The following is a 15,002-nucleotide window of genomic DNA, read 5'->3' on the forward strand; positions in this document are numbered from 1 at the left end:
ACTTATACCACAGCGAGGGGAGGCGATATGCACAAGGTGCAAGTCGGCCCCTCGGATATAACAACGAGATGATAACGTCATGATGAGTACATCCCGTACCCTGCCGGAAACGGTGGCATGGGTCAGGCAGGAGGGATTGGCCTTGAGCCTGCCCACCGACCGGCTGGCCTTTCTGATTGCGATAAAGACCTTGTCCGAGGATGAGTCGGACTTGTCGGAAGCGGCGCTGCACGATGCCTTCGGTTACGTGAGCAGTGCCTTCGGCCAGATGGACGAGACCCTGACCGGTCGCGCCAACAATGCCATCAACGATCTTATTCGCCAGCAACTGCTGTCGCGTTTCAACACCGACATGGTGGCGGGGGAGAGCCTCTATCGCCTGTCGCGCCTTGGCATGAGCATCGTCGACTTCTTTCTCGACCAGCGTCAGGTGGATAGCATCAAGCTCTCCATTCTGCTCGAACACCTGGCCTCCGAGCTCGACATTGCCCGCAAGGCGGCGCTCGAGATCAACACCCGCGAACAGTGGGATGCCGAAGTGCTGCCCAGGCTGAGCTTCTCTTTGGAAGAGACCCTGGGGCGTATCGACTTGACCCAGCGCGCCATGGACGAGCAGCAGAATCAGGTCAAGAGCGAGATAGCCGCGCTGCTGACCCAGAACTGGGTCGATGCCATCCACAACTGCGAAAAACTGCTGCGTGAGACGGGCCAGACCCTGCGCGAGCTGCAAGATACCCTGGATGCCGCCGGCCACCGCCTGCAGGCGGGGTTGCTCAACATCCAGGAGGCCGCCCAGGGGCGGGACGATCTCTTCCATGTCGAGGAGCTGACCCATGCCCTGCAGGGGCGCCTCGATGTCATCACCAGCTGGGGCCAGCAGTGCATCGAACTCTGGTCGCGCTATGACAGGCATGTCCACAAATTCATCCGCAACGCCATCGACATGGACAAGAACCGCGCCTTCAGCCAGCGGCTGCGCGAATCCATCCGCAACTTCGAGCAGCACAACTTCCTGCTCCGCGTCGCCGAGGAGCCCCGTCTGCTGGAGCTGCGCGATGAAACCATCGCCATCCATGACGACGATGTAACCGGCGAGGTGCCGCTGGAGATGGAGTACATGGAGGTGGTGGACATCAACCAGGCGTTGGCGGAGCGTATCGAGCGCTATCTTTCCCGCTACCTCGAACAGGGTCATCAGCTGGACTTGGCCGATGTACTGCGGGAATACCTGCTCGACTTCCCCGCCCATGCCCACTTCGATGTGGCTCGTCTTCTGATCGACCAGGCCGTGCGCCTGGGCCATGCCAGCGGTGAGCACATGCTGCACCGTCAACCCGCATGGAAACCCATTAACCAAGCTGGATCCAAGGTTCAGGCCTATGTCATTGATCAATTCTGAGTTTCCCCTGCCGCTGCGGCTCGCAGAGGCCATCGCCAACCCCTTGTTTCCGCGCATCGATACCGCCTTGCGCTCGGGGCGCCACATCAGCGCCGACGATTTCGAGCAGCACTCCATGCTGATGGAGTTTCACGGTGAGCTGGAGATCTTCTATAGCCGCTATCAAGTGGAGCTCATCAAGGCGCCGGAAGGCTTCTTCTACCTGCGCCCGCGCCCCAGCGCCGACATCGGCACCACAGTGCTCTCCGAGCTCGATATGCTGGTGGGCAAGGTGCTCTGCTACTTGTTCCTGAGCCCTGACAGGCTCGCCTCGGAAGGGGTGTTCACCATGGGTGAACTGCAGGAGGAGGTGCTGAGTCTGGCGGACGAGAAGCAGCTGCTGCGGATGGTCAACAGCCGCTCCGGCGGCACCGATCTGGACAAGAAGAAACTCCTCGAGAAGATCCGCACCGCCATGCGTCGCCTCAAGCGCCTTGGCATGGTGACCTCGTTGGGGAACAGTGACAAATTCCGGGTCAACGAGACCGTGTTTCGTTTCGCCGCCGATGTGCGCTCCGATGAAGATCCACGGGTGGTGCAACTCCGCATGATCCAGGAGGGGGAGGCCATCTTCCACGATGACGAGATGCCAAGCAGCGACTCGCTCTTTGACGATATCGAAGGGGATCTCGATGAAGAGCAGCTTGAGCTGGAGGTTGAAGATGACCTGCAACCCTAAATTCCGGGCTCCGGCGGAGCCTTTCGGTGTGATGGAGCCTATTGGTTTGATGGAGAGTGTGGCGTGAGAGGCAAATTTAAATCCCTGACCATGGTCAACTGGAACGGCTTCTTCGCCCGTACCTTCGATCTCGACCAGCTCGTCACCACCCTGTCCGGCGGCAACGGCGCAGGCAAGTCCACCACCATGGCGGCCTTCATCGCGGCACTGATCCCGGATCAATCCCTGCTCCATTTCCGCAATACCACGGAAGCGGGCTCATCGAGTGCATCCCGCGACAAGGGGCTCTACGGCAAGCTGCAGCGCGGTCACTGCTACTCCTTGCTGGAGGTGATGAACAGCCGCGAGCAGCGGATCTGGGTCGGCGTGCACCTGGAGCAGGTGGCGAATCGCGACAACAAGGTCAACATCACCCCCTTCGCCCTGGTGGATGTGCCGGAGCAGTTGCAACCCACTGACCTGCTGCTGGAAAAGCTCGATGACGGCAAGGGGCGGGTGCGCGCCTTCGCCGATCTGAAAGGGGCGGCCGCCGAGCTGGGGGCCATGAAGGTCGCCAAGTTCAATACGGTGACCGACTATCACAATTTCATGTTCGAGTTCGGCATCACGCCGAAAAAACTGCGTGATCAAAAAGATCGCGGCAAGTTCTATCGGTTGATCGAAGCCTCCCTCTACGGCGGTATCTCCTCTTCCATCAGCCGTTCCCTGCGGGAATACCTGCTGCCGGAGAATTCCGGCGTGCGCAAGGCGTTTCAGGACATGGAGGCGGCCATCTATGAGAACCGCCGCACCCTGGAAGCGATCAAAGAGACTCAAGGTCAGCGGGATCTGTTCAAGAACCTGATCACCGAAACCACCCATTATGTGGCGGCGGATTATGTGCGCAACGCCGCCGAGAAGAACCGCCTCTCCGAACTGGCCCTCAAGGCGCGCCAGGAGCTGGCTGGCAAGCGTCGGCTCTTGGCCGAGGAGAAGCAGCGCGCCATCTATCTGGCCGACGAGGCGGAGCAGCTTGCCAACCGCGAGAAATTGCTGACCGACGAGCTGGAATCCGCCGCCGAGCACTTGGCCAAGGTGATGGCGGCGGTCAACTTGCAAAAGAAGATCGCCATGTATCGCGCCGATCTGGCGGAGCTGGTCGACAAGCTCGAGCAGCAGCAGGCGGTCGCGGAAGAGATCCACGGCCAACTGCTGGAGCTGGAAGAGCGCAAGGAGCTGGCCCAGGCAGAGGTGGACAGTCTCAAGACCCAGCTTGCCGACTATCAGCAGGCGCTCGATATCCAGCAGACCCGCGCCATCCAGTACCGTCAGGCGGTGCAGGCGCTGGAGAACGCCCGCGCGCAGTGCGAATTACCCGATTTGAGCGCCGAACAGGCGAGTGAGCACCTGCATCAGTTCCGCGCCGCCGAGCAGAGCCTCACCAGCCAGGTGCTGGGGGCCGAGCAGCAGCTGGCGCTGGCCAAGGCGGCGGTGGCCGAGCATCAGGCCGCGCTGACGCAGCTGCTCAGCATCGCCCCCGAGACCGCCCGCGAGGCCGCCTGGCCCACCGCCCAGGCACTGCTCAAGCGCCATATCGAAGAGAAGGCCCGCATCGCTCAGGGACAGGGGCTGCGCGCCGCGCTGACCCGTCTTGAAAAAGAGAGCGACAGCCAGCAGGCGCTGTTCAAGCTGCGCGATGAACTGGCCCAGATTTGCGGCCAGCAGATCGGCAGCAACGACGAGCTGGAGCTGTTCCTGGAGGCTCAGCGTACCCGTCAGGAAGAGCTCGCCGATCAGCAGGCGGAGGTGAGCCAGCGTCGCGCCAGCCATGAGCATCAGGGCGCCCAGCTGGGCCGCGATATCGCGGAACTGACCAAGCTGGCCCCCCGCTGGCTCAAATCCTTTGAAAAGCTCGAACAGTTGCGCGAGCAGAGCGCGCTGCCGCTGGCCAGCGCCGAAGCGCTCTCGGCCGGCATGCAAACCGTGCTCGACAAGGAGCGCGAGTTCGAGCAGGAGAGCAACCGCATCGCGGCGCAGAAACAGGCGCTGGAGCTGCAGATCCGCAACCTGCAACTGGGGGCTGGCGAGGCGGATCCGCGCCTGGCGAGCATCGCAGAAAAAGTGGGGGGCGTGCTGCTCACCGATGTCTATGACGACATCTCCATCATTGATGCCCCTTACTACTCGGCGCTGTACGGCCCGGCCCGCAGCGCCCTGGTGGTGCTCGACCTTGAGGGGGCTATCGAGCGGCTGAAAAAGCTGGAAGATTGCCCGGAAGATATCTACCTCATCCAGGGCAACCCGGACTCCTTTGACGAGGATCTGGTGGAAGCGGACGAGCTGGGGGACGCCGTGCTGGTGCGTACCAGCAAGCGTCAGGTGCGCTTCTCCCGCTATCCCGAATTGCCGCTGTTTGGCCGCGCCGCCCGGGAAAAACGCATTGAACAGCTGGATCTTGAACGGGAAAACCTGATCGAGGGCTACGCCAAGGCCGCCTTCGAGCAGCAGAAGTATCACCGCCTCTACGGCCATTTTCGCGACTTTATCGGCCAGCATCTGGATATCGCTTTCCTGCCGGACCCTGAAAGTCAGGTGCAGACCAAACAGGCCGAACTGCGCACCTTGCAAGGGGCCATGACCGAGTGCGACAAGCAGCTCTCCGAGGCCAAAGCGGCAGCGGCCCAGCTGAACCGTTATATCCAGCTGGTGCAGGGAATGTTGCCCTTTGCCCATCTGTTTGCCGAGACAGACTTGGCGGCTCGTCTCGAGGCGGCCCGTGCCGACGTCGAGGCACTTAAAATAGCCGAAGCCTTTGTCGCCCAGCACGGCAAGGCGCTGGAAAAACTCGAGTCGTTGGTGCAGGTGCTGCGCCAGGATCCCCAGGATCTTGCCGCCCTGCAGGCCACGTTTGATGAGGTCAACGAACAGCTGGCCGAGCAGAAGCGCCGTTGCTATGCCCTCGATCAGCTGGTGGCCCGTCTGCCGCACTTTGCCTATCAGGACGCGCAAGACCTGCTCGGCAAGGCCTCCGAGATGAGCGAGCGGCTCAAGGAGAAGCTGAAAGCGGCCGAGCTGGCTGCTCGTACGACCACCGAGCAGCACAAGCAGATTGCTCTGCGCCACACCGAGGCGCTGCAACTGCGCACCGCGCTTAACTCGAGTGTGGAAGCCAAGCGCCAGACCCTGGCCGAGTTCGAGCAGGAGCTGGGGGCCATGGGGCTGACGCTGTCTGACGACATGGAAGAGAAGTCCCGCGCCCACAAGAAAGAGATCGAAGAGCTGCTGATCCGTACCCGCTCCCGTCGCACCAGCGCCGAGGCCCAGCTGCAGGTGACCAAGCGCGAGATTGAATCCCTCGGCGGCCGTCTCAAGCTGGAAGGCAAGGACTACTTCGGCGCCCGCAAATCCCTGGTGGGCCACAAGGCGAGCTGGTCGCGGGTGGTGCGTCTGGCACGGGACACCGACGTCGAGAAGCGTCTGAACAAGCGCGAGCTGGCTTACTTGGACAGCGACGAGCTGCGCTCCATGTCGGACAAGGCCCTCGGCGCCCTGCGGGTGGCGGTGGCCCACGACGAGGCCCTGCGCGATGCGCTGCGTCTGTCGGAAGGCAACCGCAGCACCGAGCAGAAGGTCGCCTTCTACGTGCAGGTCTACCGTTACCTCAAAGATCGCATCCGCAACGACATCATCCGCTCGGACGATCCGGTAGAGGCCATCGAGGAGATGGAGATCGAACTGGCGCGGCTCGCCGACGAGCTCAAGCAGCGGGAGAACCATCTGTCCCTCTCCTCCCACGAGGTGGCGGCCAAGATAACGAACATCATCCGCCGCGAGCAGAACCGTATCCGGGTGCTCAACCAGGGCTTGCAGAACATCGCCTTCGGCCTGGTGCGCGGGGTGCGTCTCAACGTCAATATCCGCGAGGCCCACACTCGCCTGCTGACCGCGCTGGCCGATCAAACCGCCATGCACAACGACTTGTTCGCCGACAAGGAGCTCAGCTTCTCCGAGGCCATGGCCAAGCTGTTCCAGCGCCTCAACCCGCAAACCGAGCAGGGAGATCGCAACTATCAGGTGATGGGGGATGTCTTGCTGGATTATCGCAACTACCTGGAGCTCGAAATCGAGGTGCAGCGCGGGGCCGACGGCTGGCTGCGTGCCGAGAGCGGGGCGCTCTCCACCGGCGAGGCGATCGGCACCGGTCAGGCCATCCTCTTGATGGTGCTCATCAGCTGGGAGGAGGAGTCCCGCCGTCTGCGCGGCAAGGATATCGCACCTTGTCGCCTGTTGTTCCTGGACGAAGCGGCGCGCCTGGATGGCAAGTCCATCGCCACCCTGTTCGAGCTGTGCGAGCGGCAGGACATGCAGCTGCTTATCGCGGCGCCGGAGAACATCAGCCCCGAGAAGGGCACCACCTACAAGCTCATCCGCAAGGTGCAGGGCAAGCACGAGCATGTGCATGTGGTGGGGCTGCGGGGCTTCGGTTTCGCCGATGACAAGCTCATCGCCTGACAGGGGCTGACGGAGCAATCACTAAAACGGGAGGCTTGGGCCTCCCGTTTTATATGGGAAGTATGCGAAAGTGGGCGGCCTGTAGGGTGAGCCGGATTGGCTATGACGAGTTGGCCGTGTATCGAATCGAGGAAGTCAGAATGACGTTGAATGTGCAAAAAGGGCTGCTGGCCTCCCTGTGTCTGCTGCTCGCGGCCTGCAGCAGCCAGCCAGATCCAGGCAAGGGCGGCAACTGGCGCGGTTACACCCAGACCGGGCTGGCCTCTTTCTATAGCGATCGCTATCACAACAAGAAAACCGCCAGTGGTGAACCCTATAAAAACAGCGCCAACACGGCGGCTCACATGGCCCTGCCTTTTGGCTCCATGGTGAAGGTAACCAATATTGCCAATGGCAAGAGCGTGGTGGTGCGGGTCAATGACAGAGGCAACTTCCCGAGAGGGCGGATCATCGATCTCTCCAAAGCGGCGTTCAGCGCCATCGGCAATACCCGCTCTGGTCTTATCAAGGTCAAGGTCGAGGTAGTGAATTAGCCAGCGACCTGAAAAGGGGAGTGCCATAAATCCATATGGTACTGACTGCTCCATGAGGGGCGGGTTTGATGAAGCCCGCCAGATGGCTGGCCTGATTGGCCCCCATCACTGTGACGGTCGGCTCTACAGCCCCGCCAGCCCTGCTCACTCTCGTAATGCTTCAGCCATATCCCCTGTCCCTCTACGTTCATTCCCCTTATCTCAAGACAGTCTCGCCCAAACCCTACCTCGCATATCGCTCCGACAAACGATAAATCTAGCTTCAACCATCTGATTTTTAATAAATTTAAACATAAAATGTTGAATTATGTAAAAATGTTTAAAAAAGGGCGCCTGATGCTATCTTAGGCGCAGTGACATTTATGAGGGAGTGCGAGCGCCATGACCATTGAACGATATGCCACCGACAAGCCTTTTCCCTTTGCCGATGCGGTGAAGGCGAACGGCTTTCTCTTCCTCTCTGGACAGGTTTCGATGACGGCCGGCGGTGAGCCGCTGTATGGCTCGGTTGCGGAGCAAACCCGGCGGATTATGCAGTCGATAGACGGGACGCTGACACGGGCGGGCGTGAGCCTGGATCAGGTCGTCAGGGTGCAAGTGTGGCTCAGTGACATGAAATACTTTGCCGAATTCAACGCCGAGTATCGCACTTGGTTTTCAAATGGCTTCCCGGCTCGCTCTGTGACCAGCAGCGCGCTGGCATTTGGGCTGGATGTGGAAGTTGAAGTCCAGGCGACAGCCTCATAGAGAGAGAATTTACATGGATATGAAACACGACAGTCTAATCACTGTCTTGATGGCATCCCTTGACGCCCTTAGAACCACCATTCCCGCCAATACCGAAGCGGTATTGCATGATCTGACCAGACCCGAGGCGTCCGTCATCGCCATCGTCAATGGGCATGTAAGTGGCCGCAAGAAAGGAGATGCGCTGTTATCCGGTCCGGATGATGACATGGGTTTTCTGGGGCTGCTCGAGGCTTCATCCGATATCAGGCACCGCACATTCAGTGGTTATGTCTCCAAGACGGCTTCCGGGAAGCGCTTGAATAGCGCATCGACAATCTATTACGGCGAGGGTGGCACTCCATTGGTGGCATTTTGCATCAATGTCGATATGGAAACGGTCAATCAACTGAAGCGCGATCTGGATTATCTTTTCCTGCCGGCCGGCATGGACGAAGAGCCGGAAGGCAAGTCGAGCAATATCTCCATCCAGACACTGGACGAGGTGCTGCAGAGATATCGACAGACAGGCTCGGAGAACAAGATTGACTTCAGAAGGCGCGTCGTATCAGACATTCATGGCATGGGTTTTTTCAAGATAAAAGGCAGTGTCAACCATGTCGCCAGGATGTTGGGGGTGACGCGATACACGATTTACAACTACCTGGAGAAATGTGATGAAGAGTAGTAGCTCGATGAAGATCCCCTTCTATCAAGTGGATGCATTTACCTCCCAGCCTTTTGGCGGCAATCCGGCCGGGGTATGTCCCCTTGAGACGTGGCTGGATGATGAAGTACTCCAGGCCATCGCCATTGAAAACAATCTGTCCGAGACGGCTTTCTTTATCCCGGCAGAGGATGGCTATCACTTGCGCTGGTTTACCCCGGGGGTCGAAGTCGACTTGTGCGGGCATGCGACCCTGGCCGCGGCCTGGGTGCTCTTTAACAAGCTGGACCATGCTGGTGAGCGCATTCATTTTCACACCCGCAGCGGACTTCTCACCGTGACCCGTTCAGGCCATGAATACTGCATGGACTTCCCGGCCAAGGCGGCGACTCAGATAACGCCTCCCGCGGGATTGTTGGCTTCACTCGGCATAGAAGAAGGGGTCGTCGGGGTATGGCAATCTGATGATCTGATCGTGCTGGTGGATGACAGGCAGCTCATCGACAGGCTGGCCCCGGATTTCAATACGCTAGTGAGGTTTGATACCCGCGGTGTCATCGTGACGGCAGCCGATGAACGCTTCGATTTTGTTTCCCGCTGGTTTGGCCCTCAGGTTGGCGTCAACGAAGATCCGGTGACCGGCTCCGCGCATACCTTCTTGGCACCGTTCTGGGCGGAGCGCACAGGCAAGAGGGAGCTGATTGCCCAGCAAGGGGGCGCACGCAAGGGCACCTTGCGTTGCATAGTGCGGGATGACGGTCGCGTGGAGCTGTATGGTGAGGCTCGCATGACCATCGAAGGCAGCTTCCTGCTGTAGTGGTTGCAATCGCCTTATTACCTTGCCCCATCGGAGGCGGATGCCGAGCGCTATCTGCTCGCGCGGGGCAAGGGGGAGTGGGTCGACGAGATAGCCCAGATGATAGAGGGGCAGCACGCTCCGCGTTCCCGGCAAGATTCCCCCTTTGCCCTGGTGGAGCTCTTTCGCCGGGCCGACATCGCCGATTTCTCCCTTGGCATGGTGTCCATGGACTTGTCCGCTACCTTGCTGGGGCAATTGAAAGCCGCGTTCCCCAATGCAGGATTTCACCGGCGTTTGCTGCAACTGGGCATGGCAGGGTCTGTGAGTCACCTTTCACCCCCAGCTCATGTTTCGCCGCTGAGAAGAGGGCTATATAGAGAGATATCATCCACAAGGAGGGTCAAGACATGACAGGCAAGACGCCCATTCAGGCCACACAGATCCCGGAGCACAAGGCAAAGTCCCTCTATCCGGAGCCCTTTGCCTCCCTGGTCAAGCACCGCACCCGGCGCAGGTTGGGGGACCATTTCGGTCTCGCCAATTTCGGGGTGAATCTGACGACCCTGGCGCCGGGGGCCATTTCGGCGCTCAAGCACCATCACGGTCTGCAGGACGAGTTCGTCTATGTGATCTCGGGCAACCCCACCCTGCGCCACGGGGAGGAGGAGCATCTGATGTCGCCGGGGGAGTGCATCGGCTTCAAGGGTGGCAGCGGTCTGGCCCACCAGTTGCTCAACCACGGTGAGGTGGACGCCGTCTATCTCGAGGTGGGGGACAGGCTGGCGGGGGACACAGTCCAATACCCCGACGACGATCTGGCCCTGGTACAGGGCGCCGATGGCGCCTGGGTGGCCAGACACAAGGATGGGACCCCCTATTAGGGGCCCCTCACTCTTTGGGAAAGCATGATAAGTCTATGAAATTCATCCCCTTTGATGACGTCAGTGCAGAGGATTTTCTGCCGCTGCTCAATGACGAGACGCTGCGAAAACACCTGATTGACCACCCCATCTTCGATGCCGCCGGGGTGCGGGCCTGGATGGAAGAGAAGCGGCGGATAGACGCGCTGCCCGGTTGCCGCGTGCGCGCCGTCCTCATCGATGGCGCCCTGGTGGGGTGGTGTGGCCTCCAGCCCGATGAGGAGGGGGTCGAGATTGCCATCGTGATCGCCAGCAGCTTGCCCGCCACCCGGCATCGGTTCGCTGCAAACGCTCGCAGCCCTGATTCATGGGATCATCACTCCAACCCCTATCCTCAAGGAACATATGAAGATGGACAGCAAAGCCTTTCTCGTCATCACTGTGCACAGTAGCGAATACCCTGACCCCATCACCTTCAGCAAAGGGACCCCGCTCACCGTTGGTGAAAAGTATGTTGGGGAAGAGGAGTGGCACGACTGGTTCTTCTGCCATTGCGACGGACAGCAAGGGGGCTGGGTGCCGGCCCAGATCATCGGGTCGGCGGGCGATGGCACGGCTCGTGCCTTGGAGGATTACACGGCTAGGGAACTGAATGTGCAAGTGGGTGACCAACTGCGTGGTACGCGGGCGCTCAACGGCTGGATCTGGTGTGAGAAGGCTGGTGGCAGCGCCTCTGGCTGGGTGCCGCTGGCCAATCTCAGGGAGATATAGGCGAGCTCATGGGGTGGCGGCGGATCTTTGCGATTGCCCCGAGATTTGTTCTATATGGTGAACAATCTGTCCATATTGTCTGTCTATACGCATTAATGATTCGCTCTTACACTGCCTCTCAGGTTGAAGAGTGAGCCCTTAGTCCGGTGACAAGCCGTTGTGAGGGGGTCTTCTTTGCCATTTTTCCCCTTGATAACGGAGTGTGATGATGAAGAGAGAAGCAGACAAACTGGTATCTATCGCCGTGCTGACGGCGAAGGCGGGAATGCGGGAGCGCCTGCGCCATGAGTTGCTCACGCTGGTCGAGCCCACACGGCAAGAGCCCGGTAATCTGGATTATGTGTTATTTGAACTGCGTGACGAGCCGGGCACTTTCTATATGCGTGAGGCCTTTGTCAGCCAGGCGGCCCTCGATGCCCATTGTGCGACCGACTATTTTCAGGCCTTTGCCAATCAGGCCGATGAGTTGTTGGCAGAGCCGCTGCGGCTGATTTTCATGGAAGAGGTGGATCAATAGTCAATGGTGTTGGGTCGAAAGCTGGCCCAACAATCACCATGTTCCATAGAGAATCATGACTGCGAGACGTGCCCATATACTGCCCTCAGCCAACTGAATGGCAGCTTTTTGCTGCCATCGTCTAGTGACAAAGCTTGGCGACTAATTGCCCCTTTATTGCGCCAGCAGGGAGCCCTGCCACAACCTCCTCCGCATATCAAAAATGCTAAGATGGCCAAACAACAATTATATCTGGGTCTATTAATGTCGTGGCCACGATTGATGACACATAACAGTCATAAGCAGCAAGCTGCTGCCGTTACTCAAAGGGGGGCTGAAAGAGTGTAAATATATGTATATTCAATGTGCTTTTATACAGCGTGACTTGCGTGATACAAATATCAATATCCAGCTTGTGGTCACCAAACAAGTGAATCTTTATCTGCCAGCACCGTATCATTCGAGGTCTTTTCAGTGAAAGTGATTGACGTGAGTCTTGATAATACGGGTTGTCGTGGGTTTCTCATGAGTGAACAACCGTTGTCGTGATCGAATTTAGATATAGAGCGGCTCTGGATGTCGAGTCACTTTAATCACTAAACAAACATTGGATGGGTACCATTAGATTACGGGTGTTACAATCAATGGCCGTGATCTTGTCACTGTTGTCAGGTAGCATGAAGAAATTCATCGTCATGGCGATGTGTTCATTGATTTTCTCTCAGTACTGATGCGTCATGTGGCGTCAAGACAAGTCAGTATAAATATAGGCTTAGCATAACTTTATGATGATTGATAAGTATTGGGGAATAGATGAAAGACGCTAAACGGCATGTAACCACGATCTTTAATATGTCATGCAAGACTGCACTTGTGCGATTGGGAGTATTGGGGGGCCTGTTGCTGGGACAGGTAGCGGGAGCGGCCTCTGTCTATGCAGACGAGGGGCTGCCTGCCGAATATCGCCCCTCTGTGTACGCTTTCATCGATGCGGCCAAGACTAAGGACCATCAAGCCATTGCCAGACAGATATCCTATCCGCTCAAACGAGAATATCCCCTTGCCGCAATCAACAATCAGCAGGAGATGCTGACGCGTTTTGACGAGGTGTTTGATGACGCACTGCTGGGCACCATAGCGCAATCCGGTGTCGAACAAGATTGGCAGAGCGTGGGGTGGCGCGGCATCATGCTGGGCAATGGTGAGGTGTGGATGGATTATGATGGCAAGATCATTGGCGTCAATTATCAAACCTCTCTGGAAGCCAGACTAAAAGCCAGTCTCATCGCCAAGCAAAAATCCGCTCTGCATCCGAGCTTGCGGGAATATGAGCGTCCCGAGCTGATGTGGCAGACTGATAAATTCATGATTCGTATCGATGATATGGGGAATGGTCAATATCGTTACGCCTCCTGGAGCAAGGGTAAATCGCTCAATGAAAAGCCGGATCTGGTGTTGAAACAGGGGCGGTTGCTATTTGACGGCAGCGGTGGCAATCACTCATTTCAATTTAAAAGTGGCCCCTACCAATATCACTGTGAGGTGATTGTCATGGGGGAGAGCGATAGCCCGCCGGGAGCCCTGGTGGTCTATAAAAATGGCATTGAGATATTGCGACAGCCGGTTCTTGCGGCGCAGTAATGGTATCAAGGCCTATCTGGCCGCAGGATAGTCAACGTGCAGGCAGACACAATGAGCGGCCAGCTGGCGCTCATTTTTTATGTCTGTCCGGCAGAGCCTGACTCAGGCTTGATCCTGAGGCGCGCGCACCCCTTTATCGAGATAAAGACTGCTGTAGTGGGTGCGATGGGTGACAAACATCACCTGATGACGGCTGCCATCGGAGAGAATGATGAAATCGCCCGCCTGGGCAGGACTTTGCATGCTGATCTCCTGTTCAAAGCTCGTCAACTTGTCTATCTGCTCTTTGAAGGTGAGAGTGTAAGAATACATAAGGTGCTCCACTGCTGGACCATATACAGACACAGATCACAAGGCTAGTTGCCCATGCCCGGATCCGCGGCGTCCAAGCGGCGCCAGTGTGGCATTAATTTAACCGGCAAGCCGGGATTGTTATCTAATGGATTGGGTCATTTCCCGAATTTTCAAGGATTAGCCCTGGGTTATCTCATGGTGCAGGTGCCGCGAATATCTACAGCAAGACAAGGCGTGGTCATGGCGCAATGTGCGCCTGAGTTGACGCGTATAGCACCCTTTGCCGATGGTGGTGTATATGAAGGCTCGGCCACCACGGCTTTGCCGGGTATCTGCGTGAGATCCTGGGGCTCCACGGGGCGAAATTGACCCTATTCAGGGGGAATACATGGGCATGAGATTGCGCCTGCATGCCGAGCACCCGGCGGAACCCGGCAGTGCGATCCGGGTATCCGGCAAGGCGTTGTTGATGTGAGTCAACAGTCGTCAATCAAGACCAGAGGAAGATAAAAGTGGCTTTTTTCGAGCGCATTGAGATGCGAGCGTTGAGTGAGCGCCTGCTGGCGTTGGCTGCTGGGCAAGGGATCTTGCTCACCAGCCATGTAGGTCGAGAGCTCGATGAGATGCTCAAGAGTATTGGTGGTGTGCAACCCATGGGGCTAGGGGCTCGGCGTCAGTTGACAGAGCGGGGGCGGGAATTTTTGATAAAGAAGCTCGCTGAAACAGAAGGTGAGCAACGTTGGTCGGGGGAAGCGCTACTGGCAGAGCTAGGGGGGCATTTACCCACCAGTATTAACAGTGCAACCCTGAGTGGGATCTGGTTGAAGGATTGTAAAGCCACCTTATCGCCCAGCCAGTTGGCGCGGGCTGAGGCGTTGGGAGTTCGGGTGTTTAGTGATGAAGTTATTCGGCTTCGCAGCGATGTATCACTGTCTCTGTTGTGGAAAGATGGCCGCCGTTATTGTGCAGATGATAGCCTGAACGTGTTGGGTGAGATTGTCTTACCAGAGCGTGCTTTGACCAAGTTGCAAAGTATTGAGTGGCAGGGTCAGCAAATTGTCACGGTGGAGAACAAAGGTGCCTTTGTGGATTACCCTCTGCAACAGGGTGAACTGCTGCTCTATGTGCCGGGTCGCAATACGGTTCTGGCCAAGCAAGTGCTACCTTTATTGCCTGCTGCAATTTCCTGGGCTCACTTTGGCGATCTGGATCAGCGTGGTTTGGATATTGCCGCTGGGCTGGCTGCCGCCGTGGAAAGGCCTTTAGCACTTTGGTTGCCAGAAAATCTTATTGAATATGCGCATCACTATGCTCGCCCCTTGCTCCGCCAGTTAGAGGGGCAAAAAAGTCGCAGAGGGAAGATCCCTTGGCGGCTAGCTAGCGTCCAGTCAAACAGTGTATTTACTGAAAGCTTGGCTCAGTTGATAACCAATAAAACGTGGTTGGAACAGGAAGTTCTGATATCGGCCAGACGCTGGAAGTCATGGCCTATTTCTGAAACCCAGATTTAACAGTGCAATAAAACATCGGCCTTTCATGGCATCAATTCCTCAAAGGTCCAATCATGGAAAAGCGCCAGAGTGACCAATATTTTGGGGAACACCAAG

Annotated in this window: 15 protein-coding genes; 14 read left to right on the forward strand and 1 reads right to left on the reverse strand. The window is 57.7% G+C overall.

Annotation, left to right across the window (positions count from 1 at the left end):
- The first annotated feature begins 79 nt into the window (after positions 1-79).
- From mukF to ACSMDR_RS00375, 13 genes are all read left to right on the forward strand, one after another.
- Positions 80-1,399: a chromosome partition protein MukF gene (mukF, locus tag ACSMDR_RS00315; protein WP_436466621.1), complete on the forward strand. Its 1,320-nt coding sequence runs from the start codon at positions 80-82 to the stop codon at positions 1,397-1,399.
- The gene (mukE, locus tag ACSMDR_RS00320) at positions 1,380-2,117 is read left to right on the forward strand and encodes a chromosome partition protein MukE (RefSeq protein WP_005905881.1); all 738 of its coding nucleotides are present in this window, start codon (positions 1,380-1,382) and stop codon (positions 2,115-2,117) included. Before mukF ends, mukE begins: the two co-directional genes overlap by 20 nt.
- 63 nt (positions 2,118-2,180) lie before the next feature.
- Positions 2,181-6,608 (forward strand): chromosome partition protein MukB, encoded by a 4,428-nt coding sequence (gene mukB / locus ACSMDR_RS00325; RefSeq protein WP_436466622.1) that lies wholly within the window; start codon positions 2,181-2,183, stop codon positions 6,606-6,608.
- 140 nt (positions 6,609-6,748) lie between these two features.
- Positions 6,749-7,141: a septal ring lytic transglycosylase RlpA family protein gene (locus ACSMDR_RS00330; protein ID WP_436466623.1), complete on the forward strand. Its 393-nt coding sequence runs from the start codon at positions 6,749-6,751 to the stop codon at positions 7,139-7,141.
- Between the two features lie 381 nt (positions 7,142-7,522).
- Positions 7,523-7,888, forward strand: coding sequence for a RidA family protein (locus ACSMDR_RS00335; protein WP_436466624.1), 366 nt, complete (start codon positions 7,523-7,525; stop codon positions 7,886-7,888).
- Positions 7,889-7,901: 13 nt separating this feature from the next.
- Positions 7,902-8,555 carry a helix-turn-helix transcriptional regulator gene (locus tag ACSMDR_RS00340; RefSeq protein WP_436466625.1) on the forward strand — a complete coding sequence of 218 codons (654 nt, stop codon included), beginning with the start codon at positions 7,902-7,904 and terminating at the stop codon, positions 8,553-8,555.
- Complete coding sequence (locus tag ACSMDR_RS00345; protein ID WP_436466627.1) at positions 8,545-9,351, forward strand: PhzF family phenazine biosynthesis protein; 807 nt, start codon at positions 8,545-8,547, stop codon at positions 9,349-9,351. The genes ACSMDR_RS00340 and ACSMDR_RS00345 overlap by 11 nt, the downstream gene beginning before the upstream one ends.
- A 3-nt stretch (positions 9,352-9,354) precedes the next feature.
- Positions 9,355-9,744 carry a hypothetical protein gene (locus tag ACSMDR_RS00350; RefSeq protein WP_436466628.1) on the forward strand — a complete coding sequence of 130 codons (390 nt, stop codon included), beginning with the start codon at positions 9,355-9,357 and terminating at the stop codon, positions 9,742-9,744.
- Positions 9,741-10,214 (forward strand): cupin domain-containing protein, encoded by a 474-nt coding sequence (locus ACSMDR_RS00355; RefSeq protein WP_436466629.1) that lies wholly within the window; start codon positions 9,741-9,743, stop codon positions 10,212-10,214. Before ACSMDR_RS00350 ends, ACSMDR_RS00355 begins: the two co-directional genes overlap by 4 nt.
- Before the next feature lie 35 nt (positions 10,215-10,249).
- Entirely contained in the window at positions 10,250-10,645 is a 396-nt protein-coding gene (locus tag ACSMDR_RS00360) for a GNAT family N-acetyltransferase (protein WP_436466630.1), read from the forward strand.
- Entirely contained in the window at positions 10,605-10,964 is a 360-nt protein-coding gene (locus tag ACSMDR_RS00365; protein ID WP_436466631.1) for an SH3 domain-containing protein, read from the forward strand. Before ACSMDR_RS00360 ends, ACSMDR_RS00365 begins: the two co-directional genes overlap by 41 nt.
- Positions 10,965-11,172: 208 nt before the next feature.
- Positions 11,173-11,481: a putative quinol monooxygenase gene (locus ACSMDR_RS00370; RefSeq protein ID WP_436466632.1), complete on the forward strand. Its 309-nt coding sequence runs from the start codon at positions 11,173-11,175 to the stop codon at positions 11,479-11,481.
- 831 nt (positions 11,482-12,312) lie between these two features.
- A complete protein-coding gene (locus ACSMDR_RS00375) occupies positions 12,313-13,101 on the forward strand; it encodes a hypothetical protein (protein WP_436468158.1) in 789 nt (262 codons plus the stop codon).
- A gap of 102 nt (positions 13,102-13,203) precedes the next feature.
- Here ACSMDR_RS00375 and ACSMDR_RS00380 read toward each other — a convergent pair whose 3' ends face one another.
- The gene (locus ACSMDR_RS00380; protein ID WP_436466633.1) at positions 13,204-13,413 is read right to left on the reverse strand and encodes a hypothetical protein; all 210 of its coding nucleotides are present in this window, start codon (positions 13,411-13,413) and stop codon (positions 13,204-13,206) included.
- A 494-nt stretch (positions 13,414-13,907) separates the two neighbouring features.
- Between ACSMDR_RS00380 and ACSMDR_RS00385 the strand changes: the two genes are divergently transcribed.
- Complete coding sequence (locus ACSMDR_RS00385) at positions 13,908-14,906, forward strand: Wadjet anti-phage system protein JetD domain-containing protein (protein WP_436466634.1); 999 nt, start codon at positions 13,908-13,910, stop codon at positions 14,904-14,906.
- Positions 14,907-15,002: the final 96 nt, after the last annotated feature.

This window comes from Aeromonas molluscorum (assembly GCF_051376105.1).
In the GTDB taxonomy this organism is placed as follows: Bacteria; Pseudomonadota; Gammaproteobacteria; order Enterobacterales; family Aeromonadaceae; genus Aeromonas; species Aeromonas molluscorum.